The 19,661-nt window shown below is 56.7% G+C and carries 16 protein-coding genes; 4 read left to right on the forward strand and 12 right to left on the reverse strand.

Annotated features, from left to right (window positions below; translation table 11 throughout):
- Positions 1-50 precede the first annotated feature (50 nt).
- Both J7380_RS07195 and J7380_RS07200 read left to right on the forward strand, forming a co-directional pair.
- Positions 51-1,688 carry a PQQ-dependent sugar dehydrogenase gene (locus J7380_RS07195; RefSeq protein ID WP_209195107.1) on the forward strand — a complete coding sequence of 546 codons (1,638 nt, stop codon included), beginning with the start codon at positions 51-53 and terminating at the stop codon, positions 1,686-1,688.
- Positions 1,689-2,302: 614 nt separating this feature from the next.
- Entirely contained in the window at positions 2,303-3,628 is a 1,326-nt protein-coding gene (locus tag J7380_RS07200) for a hypothetical protein (protein ID WP_209195108.1), read from the forward strand.
- Positions 3,629-3,635: 7 nt separating this feature from the next.
- On the opposite strand, the gene J7380_RS07205 is transcribed toward J7380_RS07200, so the two are convergent.
- The 5 genes from J7380_RS07205 to cobS form a co-directional block, all read right to left on the reverse strand.
- A complete protein-coding gene (locus J7380_RS07205) occupies positions 3,636-3,977 on the reverse strand; it encodes a DUF427 domain-containing protein (protein WP_170352570.1) in 342 nt (113 codons plus the stop codon).
- 65 nt (positions 3,978-4,042) lie between these two features.
- The gene (locus J7380_RS07210) at positions 4,043-5,824 is read right to left on the reverse strand and encodes an aminopeptidase P family protein (protein WP_209195109.1); all 1,782 of its coding nucleotides are present in this window, start codon (positions 5,822-5,824) and stop codon (positions 4,043-4,045) included.
- A gap of 60 nt (positions 5,825-5,884) precedes the next feature.
- Positions 5,885-7,762 carry a cobaltochelatase subunit CobT gene (gene cobT, locus J7380_RS07215; protein ID WP_209195110.1) on the reverse strand — a complete coding sequence of 626 codons (1,878 nt, stop codon included), beginning with the start codon at positions 7,760-7,762 and terminating at the stop codon, positions 5,885-5,887.
- A gap of 92 nt (positions 7,763-7,854) precedes the next feature.
- Positions 7,855-8,190: a hypothetical protein gene (locus J7380_RS07220; RefSeq protein WP_209195111.1), complete on the reverse strand. Its 336-nt coding sequence runs from the start codon at positions 8,188-8,190 to the stop codon at positions 7,855-7,857.
- A 452-nt stretch (positions 8,191-8,642) separates the two neighbouring features.
- Positions 8,643-9,626: a cobaltochelatase subunit CobS gene (gene cobS, locus J7380_RS07225; protein ID WP_209195112.1), complete on the reverse strand. Its 984-nt coding sequence runs from the start codon at positions 9,624-9,626 to the stop codon at positions 8,643-8,645.
- A gap of 320 nt (positions 9,627-9,946) precedes the next feature.
- Here cobS and J7380_RS07230 point away from each other — a divergent pair, with 320 nt between their 5' ends.
- The gene (locus J7380_RS07230; RefSeq protein ID WP_209195113.1) at positions 9,947-10,852 is read left to right on the forward strand and encodes a Hint domain-containing protein; all 906 of its coding nucleotides are present in this window, start codon (positions 9,947-9,949) and stop codon (positions 10,850-10,852) included.
- A 5-nt stretch (positions 10,853-10,857) separates the two neighbouring features.
- Here J7380_RS07230 and J7380_RS07235 read toward each other — a convergent pair whose 3' ends face one another.
- Positions 10,858-11,484 carry a J domain-containing protein gene (locus tag J7380_RS07235; RefSeq protein WP_209195114.1) on the reverse strand — a complete coding sequence of 209 codons (627 nt, stop codon included), beginning with the start codon at positions 11,482-11,484 and terminating at the stop codon, positions 10,858-10,860.
- A gap of 108 nt (positions 11,485-11,592) precedes the next feature.
- On the opposite strand from J7380_RS07235, the gene J7380_RS07240 reads away from it, so the two are divergent.
- Entirely contained in the window at positions 11,593-11,847 is a 255-nt protein-coding gene (locus J7380_RS07240) for a BolA family protein (RefSeq protein WP_209195115.1), read from the forward strand.
- Positions 11,848-11,913: 66 nt separating this feature from the next.
- On the opposite strand, the gene J7380_RS07245 is transcribed toward J7380_RS07240, so the two are convergent.
- The 6 genes from J7380_RS07245 to pepN form a co-directional block, all read right to left on the reverse strand.
- Positions 11,914-12,939 (reverse strand): hypothetical protein, encoded by a 1,026-nt coding sequence (locus J7380_RS07245; protein WP_209195116.1) that lies wholly within the window; start codon positions 12,937-12,939, stop codon positions 11,914-11,916.
- Positions 12,939-13,358, reverse strand: coding sequence for a DUF4177 domain-containing protein (locus tag J7380_RS07250; protein WP_209195117.1), 420 nt, complete (start codon positions 13,356-13,358; stop codon positions 12,939-12,941). Before J7380_RS07250 ends, J7380_RS07245 begins: the two co-directional genes overlap by 1 nt.
- 158 nt (positions 13,359-13,516) lie before the next feature.
- On the reverse strand, positions 13,517-15,028 hold the full coding sequence (gene gatB, locus J7380_RS07255; protein WP_209195118.1) for an Asp-tRNA(Asn)/Glu-tRNA(Gln) amidotransferase subunit GatB: 1,512 nt from the start codon (positions 15,026-15,028) through the stop codon (positions 13,517-13,519).
- A 73-nt stretch (positions 15,029-15,101) separates the two neighbouring features.
- Entirely contained in the window at positions 15,102-16,352 is a 1,251-nt protein-coding gene (locus tag J7380_RS07260; protein ID WP_247742430.1) for a hypothetical protein, read from the reverse strand.
- Between the two features lie 132 nt (positions 16,353-16,484).
- The gene (locus J7380_RS07265) at positions 16,485-16,913 is read right to left on the reverse strand and encodes a hypothetical protein (RefSeq protein WP_209195119.1); all 429 of its coding nucleotides are present in this window, start codon (positions 16,911-16,913) and stop codon (positions 16,485-16,487) included.
- A complete protein-coding gene (gene pepN, locus J7380_RS07270; protein WP_209195120.1) occupies positions 16,910-19,462 on the reverse strand; it encodes an aminopeptidase N in 2,553 nt (850 codons plus the stop codon). Before pepN ends, J7380_RS07265 begins: the two co-directional genes overlap by 4 nt.
- Positions 19,463-19,661 lie beyond the last annotated feature (199 nt).

The following is a 19,661-nucleotide window of genomic DNA, read 5'->3' on the forward strand; positions in this document are numbered from 1 at the left end:
GAGCAGCGCCAGATTGCACGGCGAAAACAAAAATATTTTGAGGTCAGGGGATGAGTTTTCTTAAATGGGTACTGGCGAGCCCGGTGATCGTGCCCGTTACCCTTATAACACTTGTTGTTTCCGTTGTGCTTTTGATGCTTGAGGTGCATGAATTGCGCGGCCGCCCTGTGGCCGCGCCACACTCTGCGCCTGTTGTTGCGCTGGATGGGGCCGCACAGATCGAGACAATCTTCACTGCCTTGAATATGAAAGAGACCGAAATCCCCGTCGAACGTGTCGGTAGCGGTGGCGCGTTAGCCAGCTTAGGCAACGACCTCATCGTTATGACCCACGAGGGAGGTTTTTTTGAAGCGGGCGGAGCAGAGGCCAAACAACTGCAAATTGCCCCACCCCCGAACGGTTGGAGTGCAATGTTGGCGTTTGCTGAGGCGAACCCCGACTATGAATTTGCGCATTTCTTTTTTCGATACAATGATGTGGATGTTGTGGACGATCAACTGATCGTTTCTTTCACAGAATGGGTCGAGGGCGAGAACTGCTATCGCACGGCAATCTCGACCGCGCCATTGCAAGGCGCGTCTGCTGAAACTGCCTCAATCAAAGCCGAAGACTGGACGGTGCTGTTCGGGACAGAACCCTGCCTTGCGCCCAACCCCGAAGGTCGCGCGATTCAGGGCCATATGGCGGGCGGACGGTTTCGTGTAGACGCGAATGGCACATTGTTCTTGGCTGCAGGTGACTATGCGCAAGACGGAATTTACGCTCCGGTGCCATTGTCGCAAATCCCGGATCAGATGTACGGCAAGGTGATCGCAGTGGATTTGGCCACCGGCGATAGCCGTGTTGTCAGTCAGGGTCATTCGAACATGCAGGGAATAGCGCTGGACCAGGACGGCAAACTGTGGACGGTTGAACATGGCCGGCGCGGCGGGGATGAGCTGAACCTGATCCGCGAAGGCGAGGACTATGGATGGCCACAGGTTTCGCTTGGAACGAGATACAACAAATTGCCGTTGCCTGATACGCTGGACTATGGTCGCCATCCCGACTTCCAGCTGCCGGCGTATTCCTGGCTGCCCTCGGTGGCTGTTAGTTCATTGATGAACGTTGATGACTTTCATCCTGCCTGGGATGGGGATTTGATTGCCGGATCGCTGGCCGGGAACAGCCTGTTTCGAATTCGTACCAACGGAGAGAGCATTCTGTTCGCAGAACGTATCCCACTGGGGCTGCGGATACGATATGTCCATCAACATGGGGACGAGCTCGCATTGTGGACCGATCAGCGAAAAGTGGTTCGTTTGACTGTTGGCGAGTTCGATCCCAGCTTTCAGTTTGCGGTTTCAAAGATCACTGATCTGGAACTGCCGGAACGCAAGGCAAGTGCAGTAGAAACGGCCCTGGATGGCTGCGCGGAGTGTCACGGATTCGGCGTGTTACCCAGCACCAGTGCCCCGTCTTTGGGCGAAGTCTTCGGTCGTCAGATCGCGGGCCTGACCGATTTCGACTACTCGCAGTCATTGTCTGAAGTGGGTGGAAAGTGGACCCGGGACCAGCTTGTCGCGTTCCTTGATAATCCGCAATCCATCGCTGCCGAAACGTCGATGCCCGATCCGGCTCTGGACGACCCCGAAGTGGTAAATGCTATCGTGGATATCCTTGTCTCGCTGAGGGAACAGGCCGAGTGACTTGATACTCTCGCTTTTTGGTGTCAACCGCTGAGTGTCGCGCCCTGGCCATGGTAACAGAACGCCATGGCCCAGTGTTTTCGTTGATTGCCCGAAGAAAATCGGCGTTTCACGGGCTGAAACACACTTTGGCTCAACTTTTCTTGATCTAGTTGTTAACTTTCGGTTAATATTAATCAAGAGTATTCTGCCCGAGTTCCGCGCTGACTACCTATTGCAACCCTGATTTTGTGCACGGCGTCAGGCTGCTCGGCTTTCATATTTTGAACGACCAAACGAATAACGAACTGTTTTAGCACCAGAACTCATGTGAATGGGAGTGGTTGGTAATGTATTTAAAGAGTTTCGTTCAGCGTCTCTGGCTGGGGTCGAGAGGCGCGGGTTACGCGCTGCCAGTGCTGGGGTCTGACGCAGAATTGCATGTTGTCAGAAACGAGTTGGCACCATGACCTTTGCTGAGACTACAACCTCGATGGGCGAGTATCCGCCTGCGGTCCGAATTACGCTGGGCCTACCTGTCATGGTGAGCCGGTCTGTAGAAACGTTTTCAAGTTTTGACCGTCTCTTAAATGGCCATTTGCAACGTGCGGCTGTGCTGGAGACAGGGCTGAGTCATGCAAAGCGTTGATATTGCATTAGTCGGAGCAGGGCCCGCTGCATACGCTGCACTTACAGCTATGCGGGGCTTCTCTGGGTCTGTGGCTGTGGTGACGGGGGCCACCTCCAAGCCTTCTCAGGGTGGGCCGGTCAAGATTGTCTCGGTTGCGTATGAAAGACAACAGCCCGCGTGTCTGGCCGACCGCACCGAAGTATCAGGCGACGCACCTCCGATGTTTGCTGCCGCCGAAGTCGGTGGGCTGGCCAATTACTGGGGTAAACAGCTTCAGGTTTACGACTGTGATGACCCTTGGGGAAGGGGACAGTTTTTGGAAACATGGTGGGACTATTGTGCCGCGTGCGAAGCTGTGCAGCGCGATCTGAAAGTGGTCGGCGGTGCCCGGCACGAGCTTTTAGAGAACGGACTGGAAAAAAGTGTCCCACGTTTGCTGAACGGAACTTCAGAAACTCCCAATGCCGGGCTTCGGACCATGGCCCGAGCGGTCGAGGCGCGCCTCAAAGAGATGCCGAACGTCTCGGTCCGAGCGGGGCGTGTTAGCCGGATCTTGTCAGGGCAGGGGATGGTACGCTTGGACCTGGATGATGGAACTCAACTGCGAGCGCGGCACGTGTTTCTGGCATCGGGAGTATTAGGTACAGCGAACTTGCTAGCGCGCAGCCTGCCACAAGCATCGCAGATCGGCTTTCGCGACCACGCCCCGTACATCATGAATTGCCTTTGGTTAAGCCGTGCATTGGGATCGCCGCGCGCTTATGCTGAGGCAGGACACTTTAATGCCCTGACGTTGAAACATAAGGTAGGTGGGCGGTGCGATCTTTTCGCCTCTGTCTATGCCGTCTCACAGGCTCCGATCAGCTTGATAACTGCCACATTTGGTTTAGGCCCCCACTTGCGGGGACGTCGTATCGGGCGACTTGTAGATTTTGTGCAGCCCATTCGGATCTGGACGCCGACAACTATGGTGCAGCTCAGGCATTTGCCGCGCGAGGGCCGGATTGAAGCAAATAAAGTGCCGGACGCTGATCAGGACATTGGTCTGCGCAATTTGTTGGACTGGTTAGCATCGCATGGAGTGCGGCACACGCTGGGCGTCACCGCCCCTGGTCAGGGCTTTCATTATCACAAACTGACAGTCGGGGATCGAGATGAGCCAGTAGATCAGGTCGTCGAGTCAGCTTTCGATGGTCGAGTCCGCGTGATTGATGCCTCTTGCCTTCAAGAAATTGGCTGCCCGCCGCACACATTGACAGCGATGGCGCAGGCTTACGGTCGGGTCAGTCAAGATCTGGCGATGGTCGACCTGATGAAAGAGGCGATGTGAGTCCCGCTCAGATTTGTTCAACTTTGACTGAATCGAGCCGATAAAACGCGATATAGCCTTTGATATCGGCGACTTCGGGGATCGGGCTTTCATAGCTCCACGCCGCGTTTTCAGTCACAGAAGACTTATTGACGATCGAGAAGTGCGCGGCGTCACCCTTATGGGGGCAATGCGTGACTTTGTCGGTCTGGTCCAGAAACGCCATCGCAATATCATTGCGGGGGAAATAGATCACCGGGTCCAGATCACCTTCAAGCAGTTCAAGCGCATTTGTGCTTTCACCCAAAATGGCGCCACCGGAACGGACGCTCCATTTACCCGGTGCTTTGCGAATAGTGATCTTGGTCATCTTACCTCCTTAACCCTTACTGATGTCGGGCTTTTCCTCTGCCTCCGGAATGTAACAGCTGGGTGTCAGATCGGAGCGGTTGCGGCATCCAACCACAGTTGCGCCTCTGCGCCCAGCCTTGGTCTTATTTTTTCCGCAACGTCGCGGTGATACGCATTCAGCCAATCACGTTGAGCGTGGGTCAGCATGTCGGGAACAATCAATCGACGGTCAATTGGAACGTAGGTCAAAGTCCGCCAATTCAGCATTGCGCGTTCGGCATCGCCACCGGGCAAGTTAGGGGCCTGCTGCACCACGACCAGGTTTTCGATACGAATGCCAAAAGCACCTTCACGGTAATAGCCGGGCTCGTTCGAAAGGATCATACCGGGTTGAAGGGGGACATGGCTGACCTTCGACAGACGCTGAGGGCCTTCGTGCACGCTCAGGTACGCGCCGACGCCGTGGCCGACGCCATGGTTGAAATCCTGCCCTGCCGCCCACAGCGGGGCCCGAGCCACGCCTTCGATATCGCGCCCAGCCAAGCCCACGGGCCAACGCAAGATCGACATGTCGATCATACCCTTCAGGACACGGGTGAAGCAGGCTTTTTCTTCGTCACCGACCTCACCAATAGCGATGGTACGGGTAATATCTGTGGTGCCATCAAGGTATTGACCACCGCTGTCGAGAACCAGAATGTGCCCGTCTTCCAGAAGGCTGTCGGTCTCTTCGGTGACGCGGTAATGCATGATAGCGCCGTTAGGACCGGTGCCTGCGATTGTATCAAACGAGATGTCCTGCAGCGCGCTGTCCTTGCGCCGGTTCTCTTCCAACCTTGTGACAACCTGCGTTTCAGTGACACTGCCGGGGCTTTGGTCATCCAGCCAGCAAAGCGTCTCGATCACCGCCACTGCGTCGCGCAGGTGAGCCTCGGCGCTGCCTTCGATTTCAGCAGGGTTTTTGCAGGCTTTCGGCAGGGCGCAAGGGTCGCCGGCATCGACGATCTTGTCCTGCAAAACATCAGCTACGATTTGGGGCAGGGTTCCAAGATCAACCTGAATTGCCCCCTGTAACGCGGCAACAGCATCAAGGAACGTTTCAGGCGCGTGAACGCGAACCTGATCGCCTAGTGACACGCCCAGCTTTTCCTGTGCCATGAACAGGTCAACCTTGGCGTCCGAGTGCAAAATGGCAAAACCGTGCGCCACTGGGTTGTATCCGATATCCGAGCCCCGAATGTTCAACAGCCACATGATCGAGTCCGGCAAGGTGATCACGGCGGCCGTGTTGCCAGCAGCAGTCAAAGCCTCGGCCAGACGGTCAATTTTGCTGGCGGCACTTTCACCGGCGAATTCCAGAGGGTGCGCTTTAACCGGGTTCATCGGTGGGGCAGGTTGATCGGGCCATATGCGGTCAACCAGATTGGGGCTGCGAACAAGGTCTATACCGCTGCCTGCGAGGTCTTTGCGTGCGTTGGTGATCTGGCCAGCAGCGTGCAACCACGGATCAAAACCGACCTTGCCGCCATCGGGCAGATTGTCCTTCAACCACGCGCCCAAACTGACCTCGGGCCACGGCACAGGGGTAAAGTCCTGGGCGACCTGAACCTTGACCTGTGTTCGGTATCGCCCGTCGACAAACACACCGGCCACGTCGGGCAACACGGCACAAAAACCTGCCGACCCGGTAAAGCCTGTTAGCCAAGACAAACGTTCGTCCCGCGGGGCGACATATTCGCCCTGATGCGCGTCTGAGCGCGGAATAAGAAAACCGTCCAGCCCGTCTTGGGCCAGCTCTTTTCTGAGGGCGGCCAGCCGCGGAGGTCCCTGTTCCGGTCGTGCGGTCACGGCAAAGGACTGAAACATCTCATACCTCATCGGTTCAGGGTCTTTCCCATTATGTGTTGAGTTTCACCCGGAGCGGCATTAGCCCGCCTTCTTCATCCCCATGATGCGGGCGCGGGCACGTGGGTCGCTGTCAAACAACGCGGCCAATTGCTCGGTCATGGCGCCGGCCAGTTGCTCGACGTCCGTAATCGTAACCGCCCGGTCATAATAGCGTGTTACATCGTGGCCAATGCCGATGGCCAGCAGCTCGACCATATTGCGCTTTTCGACCATCGCGATCACGTCCCGCAGGTGTTTTTCAAGATAGTTGGCCGGGTTCACGCTGAGCGTTGAGTCGTCGACCGGCGCGCCGTCCGAGATCACCATCAGGATCTTGCGCTGTTCGCGCCGCATCATCATCCGGCGATGGGCCCATTCCAGTGCCTCACCGTCGATGTTTTCCTTCAACAGGCCCTCTTTCATCATCAGGCCCAGATTTGGGCGCGCACGACGCCAGGGCGCATCGGCCCCTTTATAGATGATGTGGCGCAGATCGTTCAAACGCCCCGGCTGCTGCGGGCGACCGTCATTCAACCAGGCTTCACGTGCTTGCCCACCTTTCCAGGCGCGGGTGGTAAAGCCCAAAATCTCGACCTTGACGTTGCAGCGTTCCAGCGTTCGCGCCAGAACATCGGCACAGATTGCCGCGATCGAAATCGGTCGTCCGCGCATAGACCCCGAATTGTCCAGCAGCAAAGTGACCACTGTGTCGCGGAACTCGGTGTCTTTTTCCATTTTGAAGCTGAGCGGAGTGGTCGGGTTTGCCACCACGCGGGCCAGACGGCCCGCATCCAGGATGCCTTCTTCCAGATCGAATTCCCAACTGCGGTTCTGCTGTGCCTGAAGACGGCGCTGCAGTTTATTGGCCAAGCGGCTCACAGCGCCTTTCAGCGGCTCCAACTGCTGGTCCAGATAGGCCCGCAGGCGTTCCAGTTCGGCCGGTTCAGCCAGGTCCTCGGCTGCGATTTCTTCATCATGCGTGTTCAAATACACTTTGTAATCAGGATCCGCATCCGAGGCAGGTGGCGGGGCCGGTGGTTCAAGCGGAGCCTCACCTTCCGGCATTTCGGCTTCGTCGCCCATCTCATCATCGGCCATCTCGTCCATCGAGACCTGAGCCTGAGACTGGTCCTGCTGTTCTTCCTGCGACTGTTCAGGCGTGGCGTCGGCGTCCTGCTCTTGCTGGTCGTCGTCGCCTGTGCTGTCCGGATCGGGCTGCTCTTCGGCGTCTTCTTCGGCCTGATCTTCCTGTTCGTCGTCCAGCTCGTCGGGGTCGTCACCCAACTGGTCGCCATATCCCAGATCCTTGATCACCTGCCGCGAGAATTTGGCAAATTCAGCCTGGTCCGAAAGGATATCGTTGAGGTTTTCCAGCGATCCGCCAGCCTGTTCCTCGATAAAACCACGCCATAGATTCATGATGTTTGCGGCGGCGGGGGGCAGGTCACGACCGGTCGCCAAGTGGCGGATCAGATATCCGGCGGCAACGGAAAGAGGCGCGTCCGCGGGTTGTTTACACTGGTCATAACCGCGCCGTATCGCTTCGTGGCTGATCTTGACGTCGATGTTGCTGGCCGTGCCCGGCATGTCCCGCGCACCCATCGCCTCGCAACGGGCGGTCTCCATCGCTTCGTACAGGTCCCGCGCCATATCCCCCGGAGGCGCATAGCGCGCATGCGTCGCGTCATCGTGGTATCGGCGTTGCAGGGCCAGTGCATCGGCTGTTCCGCGCGCCAGCAAAACCTCTTCTCGTGTCATTCGGCGGCTGACCTGGGGCAAACGCATCGACTCGCCCGACATGCCTGATGGATCAACGGTGTACGAGACGTTCAGCTCGGGGTCGTCGGCCATAACCCGCGTGGCCTCGGCCAGGGCTTTTTTGAACGGATCAGCGGGGTTGTCGTTTGGTTTGCTCATCGGCGGCGGGTCCGGTCTTGTTCTGCCCCGGCAACCTAGAGCCATTCCGGGGGCTTGACCATAGGGGCGATCCGCTTTTCAACATCGCGATCCTAAAGCAATACGGCCCGACACTCCGAGATTCTGCGCGCCAACTGCTGTTCTGCCCCTTCGGCGATGCGCGCGTCGAAGCTATAGTCCATATCGGCCAGCAGGTAGGCGACTTCAACCCATCCGCGCACACGCCACCGTTTGGGCTGTTGTTCTTCGATACCCTCGGACAGCGCCCACGGCAGAACCGCTTCCAGCATTTGGTCGAACTGTTGCTGCAGATTTGCGGCAGGCGCATTTTCGTCCCCGATGCGGGCCCGTTGGCGGGCCGCTAGCGCTTCTAACCGGCCAGAGCAGACAGCAAACAGTTCAGCCCTGTCAGACGTCGTTGTCGGCAATGCGGTAACAGGAGAGGCGAATGCCCAGATAGTTGTTGTTATTACAAGAGGTGTTTTCCAATGTACCATGCATTGGATATGATATGGATGTAATTTGTATAATCAAGGTATATACAATTCACGGTTTCGCCAGTGACCCATCCGCCACAATCGATGGTCGTTGATCTGTTTTGGTACAGCATTTATCGGGCGAGGCTGCTTGCCTTTTAGTCATAGGTGTCCTCGGCGCGTTTTGGGGCCGGTTGATTGCTGCAAGTCTCATCTGAGTTTGGCAAGTTCGGTCCTGAACGGGTCCGGGTGGTGCCTGCGAAAAGCCAGTTAGGACAGGCTCCGGTATTTCCAGACAACACTTGCGGCATCATATCGACCATCTTGGTGGGCGGCAGAAGCACGACGACCAGCCTGAGACTTCAGGCTGGCCGTATCTGAATCGTTTGTTCTTTTGTGGGGTGTTAGCCCAAGCTCGCGCTTGCCGCGCTCTCCGGAAGTTCCTCATCAAAGCAGCGCTGATAGAACTCAGCCACGGTCTGGCGTTCCAATTCATCGCATTTGTTCAGGAAGGACAGGCGGAACGCGTAACCAACATCACGGAAAATCTCGGCGTTCTGGGCCCAGTTGATCACTGTTCGCGGGCTCATCACCGTGGACAGGTCGCCGTTCATGAAGGCGGTTCGGGTCAGGTCGGCGACGCTGACCATCTGGCTGACGATCTTGCGACCTTCAGCTGTGTTGTAATGTGGGGCCTTGGACAGCACGATCATCGTCTCGGCGTCGTGACTGAGGTAGTTCAGCGTCGCGACCAGCGACCAGCGGTCCATCTGAGCTTGGTTGATCTGTTGCGTACCGTGGTAAAGGCCTGTCGTATCCCCAAGGCCAACGGTGTTGGCTGTGGCGAACATGCGGAAATACCGGTGGGGTGTCAGAATCTCGTTCTGGTCCAAAAGGGTAAGGCTACCGTTGGCTTCCAGTACGCGCTGCAGCACGAACATCACATCTGCGCGGCCGGCGTCGTATTCGTCAAACACGATCGCGACCGGGTTGCGCAGGGCCCAAGGCAATATACCTTCACTGAATTCGGTGATCTGCACGCCATCACGCAGTTTGATCGCATCCTTCCCGATCAGATCGATCCGGCTGATATGGCTGTCGAGGTTGACCCGCACCGCAGGCCAGTTCAGACGTGCGGCGACCTGTTCGATATGGGTCGACTTACCCGTGCCGTGATACCCTTGGATCATCACGCGACGGTTGTGAGTAAAGCCCGCCAGAATTGCGAGCGTCGTCTCAGGGTCAAATTTGTAAGTCGGATCAATCTCGGGGACCCGTTCGGTCACTTCATAAAAGCGTTTGACCTGCATGTCGGTGTCGATGCCGAACACGTCGCGAACCGAAATCTCTTCTGAGGGATGTGCATTTGCGTCAATCGGCCAATCCATGCCTGTCGTCCTTATTCCTGGTACCGCAACCTCGTGCGGGTTTTCGAACCTGTGTTTGGTGCAACATATTGCGGGCAAGGGCAAGGGAAAGAGGTATGAGTTTGAGCTGAGGCGGATGTTTCTTTGAAATTGGCCTTATTGATATGAAACGAAGTCACACTCAGTCTTTTTCTGCCCAGAACTCAATCCTCGAGTTGCTAAATATGACCGCAAATCATGGTTCAATGCTTACATTGCAATAGAACTATGTGATGGTTTAATATCACAAAAAGCCTGCACATAACGAGTTCCCAGTTTAACGTTTCCCGTTTGAGGTTCAAATGGCACTGACAATTCTAGGCCCGACTTCGATTTCGATTCCCAGTGGCTCGACCTCTGTCGCTCAGCAATACATAGCAACTAAAGCCGGAGCTTCATGGAGTGTTGTCGTTTCGGGGACCGGCGGATTAGACCCGTCCGACTACACGGTTTCGATTTCATCAAGCGGACTTTTGACCGTCGAGTTAACTCCGGGAGCCGATATTCCTCCAAACACTCAACTTACTCTCGAAATATTTGCCTCCACGGGGCCCGGTAACGGCAATAACGATTCCATTATCGTGACAGTCTCTCTTCCAGAGGGGACAGTGCCGTGTTTCGTTAAGGGTACTTTGATCGAAACCGAAACGGGCCGCTGCCTCGTGGAAGAACTGTCCGTTGGGGACAAGGTGCGCGTTTCTAGCGGCGAATTGCTACCCATTGAATGGATCGGTGAAAAGACAATAAGCGTCGAAGAATTGAATAGGGCCCCTCGCTTGCGTCCTGTTTGCATTAAAAAAGGAGCGATAGGGAAAGGCTTGCCTGATCAAGACTTGTATGTGTCGCCGCAACACAGAATTGTTCTGGAAGGATGGCGTGCAGAATTTTTGTTTGGTGAGCCCAAGGTTTTCGTCGCAGCTATTCATTTGGTGAACGACAAAACCATTCGCCAGGTGAACGCATGCGAACCCGTAACCTATTTTCACATTGCATGTCATCGGCACGCGATACTGATGTCGAATGGTTTGCCGACCGAAAGCTTATTTCTGGGAGAAATGGCGCTGCAGTCTTTTGGCCGTGAAGACGTGGAAGAGCTCTGTATGATTTTCCCCGAAATACGTAATTCCGCAACCGCGAAGGAACAAACGCGGCTGCGTTGCCTCAAGCGACCAGAAGCAGTGGCCCTACGCAATATGTTCGTGCACTAATTCAGCTATTTAAAGTTCCGGCTGTCCTTGATCTGGTCCCAGGCCCAGACAACCTCTTGCAGCTGTTCTTCCTGGCTGCGGTCACCGCCGTTCATATCCGGGTGCAGCACCTTGATCAGCTTCTTATAAGCTTTGCGCACTTCAGCTTTGGTCCAGCTGTCATTGGCTTCCAAGATTTCAATCGCACGGCGCTCGGTGGGGGGCAGGCGGCGGCCGCCGTTGCCTGCCGTGCGGCCTTTGTTCTGCGTGCTGTTCGCGCCCAGAACCTGATGCGGGTCTTCAATACCAAGACGGGCCCAGGCGCGGGCCTCGGGGTCACCCATCGGTTTGGTTTCGCGTTCCCAGACCTTGTCTTTGGATCGCTGCGCGTTCAGCTCGGCCTCGGTCGTGCCGTCGAAGAAATTCCACTTCTGGTTATATTCGCGCACATGCTGCTGACAGAACCAAAAGAAGTCATCCAGCACATCCGGCGCTTTGGGGGCGCGGAACTTGCCCGGCTCGTCACAGCCTTCATGGTCACAGATTCGGACCGATGTCTCGGATGCGCCCGACATCCCCCGACGCCCGCGCGGGTTCTTTTTCTTGGCGCTAGAGACGGACATATCGAATCCAAAGGGGTCTGATTTCGTCATTCTGTGATCCTTAAGAACGCATCTTCTCGACTCGGAGGCAGCAGTTTAGTCTAAGCTGCCGAAAGTAGAAGAGGGGAGGCGGTAAAATTTTTGCCGCTGAGCGTAAAAATGACTGTGACCGACGAAATCCGGACTGCCTTGCAATCCGCCTTTGACCCGCATGAGCTTGAGGTGGTGGATGACAGCGAAAGCCACCGGGGTCATGCGGGCTTTCAGGAAGGTGGCGAAAGCCATTTTAACGTGCGGATTCGTTCTGCAGCCTTCGAAGGGCAATCACGCGTAGCCCGCCACAGGGCGGTGCACAAAGCGCTGGGCGATATCGTTCCACGTATTCACGCTTTGGCGTTGGATATAGGTGTGTAGTGGTGTGGTACGAACGCGTAGGGCGCTAGGAATTCGAGATTGGGTATCCGGCTGATTTGGACTTCGTCAATTCACAGTTACCACGCAAACATCGTATTTCAACTTCGGCTCTTCAGGGAGATAAATTCTTCGGACCAAAGACATCTTTCCCGGTCTTGAAGCGATTACTTCGAACTCTTCTAGGTCAGATGAACCAAAAATTGACGGCGTTGTTACTTCAATTACCGGGTAGTTTTGATCTAGTTTGCCTGAGAAGAAATTTAGGTTGTTACCGTATAGCGACATAGCTATGGTGGCTTTCTCACCTATGGCTAGAGTCAGATCTTTGTTATCAACATCTTTGCATGCTTCAAGGTGTTCTGGCTGTCGCTTTTCTATGGTCGAGGTGCTTTTGGCGACAGCGATATTGCAGATACCTCCAATGTAACCGAACTCTGTTTCTTGTTCCGGAAACCAAACAAAGTTGGCCCAACCTTCAGATTGCCCGCGCAGTTGTATCAACTGTGCCGTAACCTGAGAAGCGAGTAATACTGTTTTTGGCGCACTAGCCACTTCGCTCAGCTTGAGGGGGGGTTCAAAAATCTGTACGTGCCCTGCCGACAAAGACTTTAGGCCGGAGATTTGCTTTAGATCGCAATCTCCAACTTGAGTTCTTTTGGGGTCATGAATGGTTTCATCAAACGGTACCGAACGAACCGTACAGGAATGGGCAACTGTGCCATCTTCCATTGTGAAGACCATCTTGGTTTCAACATCTTCTCCTGGATTGCTTTGGCCGGAATTACCAGCGAGTTCGAAATTATGTTTTGGTATCGAATAGATAAGGACACCCCGTTTGTACCGAGTGTTTTGAAAGACTTCTAATTCATCTTCTTTAGACTCGACAGAGAAGAATGGAGTCGGTGAGATGACTAAGCCGAAGTGACCGGCAATAACTGTCCCCTCAGCATCAATATTTGTCACGCAGTTAGGAGGGGTGTTCGCGCCCGGATCAGCGTGCAGCTGACCGGTGAACATCAAAGTGAAACAAACGTAAAGTGTTGAAATAAAAGAATGTGAAATCAAAAAAGTCCAATTGGCAATGCTGTTCATTATTTCTCCGGCGGTGCGTCGTCCGAACTGGGAACTGTTTCCAAGCCCTTCAATGACAGCGGCGGCTCTTGCACCTCTTCCGCAATCGGGGCAGGGGCTACGACCATTTCGGGGCCCGGAACAGGCTGGGCCAAAGGTACGCCTTCCGGCGTTTCTGTCGGGCCGCGTGTGCTGACAAAAGTCACATCGATTTCGCGCCGGAACACCAGCACGTTGCGCCAGTTCACGGTCGAACTGGTAAAGCCAGCGCGTTCTTCACTGGGCAGCAATTCTGCGCGCTGATATTCCCAGCCATCCTGTCCCATTTGGTTTAGTACCTGTTCGATCGAGGCCGCAAACCGGCCTTCGGCGGTTTTTGCGCCCTTTGATTTGCCGCTTTTCTGCGGGGCGGGGACAACTTTGTATTCGTAGCGCGGCATCGGATCTTCCTACCTGTTCGTTCCCTGCAATCTAGCATGTTGAGGCCATTGGGAAAGTCTCCTTCGCGCCGTGCCCGGCGTGTGTTGCCCGGACACAGCGCAAAAGAAAGGCGGCAGTGGGGATGCCCTCTGCCGCCTTTGCATAAAATTTAGTTGGTTCAGTCGCCCAGTTTCTTGGCAACCAGCTCGTTCACCGCCTTGGGGTTGGCCTTGCCGCCGGTGGCTTTCATCACCTGACCAACGAACCAGCCCGCCAGTTTCGGGTTCACCTTGGCTTTTTCCACCTGCGCGGGGTTGGCGGCGATGATTTCGTCCAAAGCGGCTTCGATTGCGCCGGTATCGGTGACCTGTTTCATACCGCGCTCTTCGACGATCTGCGCCGGGTCACCGCCTTCGGTATAGACGATTTCGAACAGGTCCTTGGCGATCTTGCCCGAGATGGCATCCGAGGAAATCAGGTCGATGATCCCACCCAACTGCGCGGGCGATACCGGGCTGTCGGTGATGTCGTGGTCTTCTTTCTTCAATCGGCCGAACAACTCGTTGATCACCCAGTTCGCGGCCAGCTTGCCGTTGCGACCCTGCGCAACCTCTTCAAAATAGGCAGCGCTTTCCACTTCGGCGGTCAGGACCGAGGCGTCATAGTCGGTCAGGCCAAACGCTTCGATAAAACGCGCCTTTTTGGCGTCGGGCAGTTCGGGCAGCTTGGCGGCGATGTCGTCCACCCAGGCTTGTTCAATCTCAAGCGGCAGCAGGTCAGGGTCGGGGAAATAGCGATAATCATGCGCCTCTTCCTTGGACCGCATGGACCGCGTCTCGCCCTTGTCGGGGTCGTACAGGCGCGTTTCCTGCTCGACCTCGCCGCCACCTTCGACGATGGCGATCTGACGGCGGGCCTCGACCTCAATCGCTTGCTGGATGAACCGCATCGAGTTCATGTTCTTGATCTCGCAGCGGGTGCCCAGATGCGAGAAATCCTGCGTTTCCTGATACTTCTCATACGCGCCCGGCAAGCAGATCGAGACGTTGACGTCGGCCCGCAGGTTGCCGTTTTGCATGTTGCCGTCGCAGGTGCCCAGATAACGCATGATCTGGCGCAGCTTGGCGATATAGGCGGCGGCCTCTTCGGGGCCGCGAATGTCGGGGCGGGACACGATTTCCATCAGGCAGACGCCGGTGCGGTTCAGGTCGACGAAGGACATATGCGGGTCCATGTCGTGGATCGATTTGCCTGCGTCCTGCTCCATGTGGATACGCTCGATCCGAACCATGCGCGCGGTGCCGTCGCCCATTTCCACCAGCACTTCGCCTTCGCCCACGATAGGGTGGTACAGCTGGGAAATCTGGTAGCCCTGCGGCAGGTCAGGGTAGAAGTAGTTTTTGCGGTCGAAGGCCGATTTCAGGTTGATATCCGCCTTCAGACCCAGCCCGGTGCGCACCGCCTGTTCCACGCAATATTCGTTGATCACCGGCAGCATCCCCGGCATCGCCGCGTCCACGAAGGCCACGTTCGAGTTCGGCTCGGCCCCGAACTGGGTCGATGCGCCAGAAAACAGCTTGGCGTTGGATGAGACCTGAGCGTGCACCTCCATCCCGATCACCAGTTCCCAATCGTGCTTGGCACCGGCAATGGTTTTGATTTTAGGCATTTCGTATGTCAGGTCGAGCATGGCGCGCCTCTAATTTCCGCAGAAGTCTAGGCTTGCGTATTAGGCCCGGCGCGCCAAAGGGGCAAGGGGGAATTCAGTGGCTGGAGAGGTGTAGGCCCGTTGAGGTGAAGGTCACATCCATACCGTTGCGCAGTTCTTCGCTAAACAGGTTGCCAATCGCCCGCAGCGCGTCGCGGTGACCGCGTGCTGCAAACCGTTCAGTCGAGTTGACGCGCGCCGCGTTGTTGAATCCGTTGGCCGCATGTGCCCAGATCAGCGGGTGCAATTCGGTCAGGTGATCGCGGATCAACCAGTTTGCGGCTTCGTGGATCTGAGCGCGAACAGCGTCCGACTCTTCATTCCGGCCAATGCCACGCTTGATCGTGATCGCGCAGTATGCCGCCAGCATATTTACCATTTCTTGATCGGGGCGGTTGCTCAGAATGTCATGAAGACCCTGCAGGAAGTATTCGACATCCAGCCGCGCACAGGCTTCGTCATCCAGCACGATCGCGTCGAACTGCGCCCAAGTGTAACCACCTGCGCCCCAGATATCATGAGTTCTGGCGGCGTTGCGCAGGGCTTGGACCTCAAGCTCTTCATAGCTGCCGAACCAGCGCGGCAGCAGATGCGTGCCCATAGCGCGCATATGGCGTTGGTTATGGGGATCCAGCGTAATCAGGCGTTCGTATTTGTCGGCCACACGGACATGCGTCTTGCGCTGTCCGGCCAGCAGAGCACAATCGGCCGCTGCAACCAAAGGGCTGTCCGGCGCGGCCTCACGGCATTTCGGAAGGATCGCGGCGGCGCGGTCGAAATGAGCTGCGCAACGCGACTGATGCAAAGAGGGCAGCTTGTCCTCCGTGGCCGTCCCACGCCATGCCCACGCAATGTCTATATGCGCCAATGCAACGACCAATGCGATCATCGCATCGTCAGCGTTTTCGTGCATTTCATCTTCCAGCTCAGAAATACCCCCAAGCAGGTCGTAATCGCGCACCTCTTGCAGATCCGACAAAGCGTGCTCGACCGCCAAAACCACGTCTGAACGGGCACCAAAGGCCAACAGATCTGCAACGGGCATACCGTCAGGCGCGCTTTCGCGAGCGTCGTCGGCTGCTTTCATTTTCTGGGACAACTCGGACCACATCCCCTGACGGGCCAAATAACGGCCACGCTCAATCGCATCGTGGCCTGCTATGTCCTCGGAGCGCGCGTCAACAACGGGAATATTCACTTGGCCACGTTGCGGAAACACCGCAGACACATCTGGCGCCAGACACAACTCGGGGTGGATTTGGGGGACAGATGCGCTGGGCGCGTTGGATTTGAAGAACCGCAACATGGTAAAACTCGGTAACTGTAAAAACTGGTAACGTTGGACTTAATCTTTCTTCTGATTTTGCTCAAATTCAAGATTCAGGGGTAGTTTGGTGGTAAATTCGTGAACAATCCGGGTGAGGTATCCGGATTGCCCCTAGAACACAGTAAAATGATGCCGTTCAACCCGCAGCCCGGTGGCCTGCAGGACCTGCTCAAACACCCGGTGCGGAGGGGTTGATTCATCAGGCAGGCGAATCTTTTTCTCGGAATTCAAGACCAGCGATACACGCACTGAGAAATCCCAGCGCGTGTCCATTCGAACGTGGTCAATATCGGCAAGATTGACCTCGGCCTTGCGCGGTCCGGTGAACCAGCTCATCGTATCCTGCGCCACCGACAAACCGGCTTTGGTACCCTGCACAAAGTCCCAAACAGCGGGCAGAGTGGTCAGGGCCAACGGAGCGATCAGCCACCATACCGCGTCAAACCACACGACCAGAGCGATCAACCCGCCGTAGATGCAGAGCAGGATCGCCAAAACGCGCGGCGTCCTGTTCTGACGTGTGAACGTGTAAGGCGTCATGCGCCCAGAATGCGCGAGACCATCTCGGTCGTGTCCCGCGACAGATCGGGTGTTTCTGCGATGCGGGTCAACCGCGCGCGGATCAGGGCCTGACGGTCGGTGTCATAGCGTTTCCATGTTTGGAAGGCCGAACACATCCGCGCCGTGGTCTGCGGGTTCACCGGGTCCAGTTTGATCAACCAGTCCGCCAGCAGGGCATAGCCCGCACCATCGGCCCGGTGGAACCCGGCATGGTTCATCGCCAACGCTCCCATGACCGCGCGGAAGCGGTTGGGGTTTTTCCAGTTAAAGTCCGGATGCTCGGTGAGTTTTCGCGCCACATCCGCCGTCGCCTCTGGTGCCGCCATCGAGACCTGCAGGCCGAACCACTTATCCATCACCAACCGGTCGTGTTGCCACTGGTCATAGAATGCGGCCAGTTCAGCCTGTCCCTTACCTGCGCGCAGAAGGCAGGACAGGGCGGTCAGTTGCAGGGTCATGTTGTCGGCGGTCTTGTATTCCTCGGCGGCTTTGGCCCCTCCGTCCAGACGTGAGGTCAGCGCCAAAGCGGCCCCGCCCAAGGCGCGCTTGCCCGATTGATCAGCATCCGGGCTGTAGGGGGCGTCAATCACGGTCTCGCTGTGCAAACGCGGCAGCAGGTCTTGGACGTGCTGTGCAGTGACCTGCCGCAGCGTCTCGACGGCGGTCCAGATCGCCATCGGATCAGGCGTTTCGCCATTCTCGTGCAAGGCGGCCGCCATTTCTGATTGCGTCGGCAGGCCCAGCATCAGTGCGCGGTAGGCCGGGTCCAAGTCACCATCGCGCAGCACAGCCAGTAGGCCATCCAGATAGTCCGCATCGGGTGCTGCATCGGTTTGGATCATGTTCAACAACGTGTCTTCGGCCAACGAGCGCCCGGCTTGCCAGCGGTTGAACGCGTCCGAGTCATGGGCCAGCAGAAAGGCGCGTTCGGCGCTGCTTTGATCCTGTTCCAGAATAACCGGGGCCGAGAAATCCCTCAGGACCGAGGCCGTTGGTTTGGCCGCCAGCCCGGTGAAGGTGAAACTTTGGCTGGCTTCGGTCAGTTCTAGCACCTCAGTCGTGCGGACCTCATCACCGTTGGGGCCCAGAAGGCCAACGGCCACCGGGATCACCTGCGGTAGCTTTTCGTCCTGACCCGGCGTGGGCTCGGTGCGCTGCGACAGGGTCAGGGTGTAGGTGCCGTCTGCCCATTCTTCGGCCACCGTCACGCGCGGAGTGCCGGATTGGCTGTACCAGCGCTTGAACTGGCTCAGATCGCGACCGGTCGTATCCTCGAATACCTTGATCCAGTCTTCGATGGTGCAGGCCTGCCCGTCATGGCGGTCAAAATACAAATCCAGCGCCTTGGAATAGGCTTCATCGCCCACCAGCCGTTTCAGCATGCCGATGATTTCGGCACCTTTTTCGTAGACGGTGGCGGTGTAGAAATTGTTGATCTCCTGAAAGCTTTCGGGTCGCACCGGGTGAGATAACGGCCCGTTATCCTCGGGGAATTGCCGCGCGCGCAGGTCGATGGCGTCATGGATGCGTTTCACCGGGGCCGAGCGCATATCGGACGTAAACTGCGCATCGCGGAAGACTGTCAGACCTTCTTTCAGACACAGCTGGAACCAGTCACGGCAAGTGATGCGGTTGCCGGTCCAATTGTGAAAATACTCATGCGCGATGATCGCCTCGATCCGCTCAAAATTCATATCGGTCGAGGTCTCGGGGCTGGCCAGCACGGCCGAGGAGTTGAAGATATTCAGTCCCTTGTTCTCCATCGCGCCCATGTTGAAGTCATCGACGGCCACGATGTTGAACACGTCCAGATCGTATTCACGGCCATAGACGTCCTCATCCCATTTCATCGACTTTTTCAGCGCCTCCATCCCAAAGGCACATTTGCCCTCGTCACCGGGGCGGACCCAGAGGTTCAGCGCGACGTCGCGCCCGGACATGGTGGTGAACTGGCCGGGATGCGCGATCAATTCGCCCGCGACAAGCGCGAATAGGTAGGCAGGCTTGGGCCACGGGTCGGTCCATTCGGCCCAGCCTTCGCCTTTGCCGCTTGGGTTGCCGTTGGACAGCAGGACCGGCAGATCGCCATTGATGCGCACGGTGAAGGTGGACATCACATCAGGGCGATCGGGGTAGTAGGTGATCTTGCGGAACCCTTCCGCCTCGCACTGGGTGCAATACATGCCGTTAGACATATAGAGCCCCTCAAGCGCGGTGTTGTTGCCGGGGTCAATCTCGACCTCGGCCTCCCATATGAAGGGCGCGTCGGGGGCGGGGGCGGTCAGGCCCTTATCGGTCACCTCGGGCGTGATCTGCACCCCGTCAATGGAGGCGCGGATCAGGGTCAGCTCTTCGCCGTGCAGGAAGAATGTGCGGTCCTTGGCATCAGGGTTGGGGCGAAAGGCGATGCGCGATGTTACGCGGGTCGCGTGGGCCGCAAGATCGAAGGTTAGATGCACGCTGTCCACAAGATAGCCAAAGGGCGTGTAATCTTTCAGATAGATCGTCGTAGGGGCAGCGTCGCGCATCGGGGCCTCGCATCGGTTGGAGTTTGAGGCGACGTTATGGTCTGTGGCAATGGGCTGCAAGCGGTGTCGGAGCCCAAGCAAAAGCTGGTCACGAGATTTTGGTAAGTTTTTTTTACCGAAATTGTTGCGGCACGTTGCCTATCGGAAACTTTCACTCTAAATGCTGGCTGCACACAGTGGTGCACAAAAAGGCGGGAGG

The organism is Ruegeria sp. R8_1, assembly GCF_017743815.1.
Taxonomy (GTDB): Bacteria; Pseudomonadota; Alphaproteobacteria; order Rhodobacterales; family Rhodobacteraceae; genus Ruegeria; species Ruegeria lacuscaerulensis_A.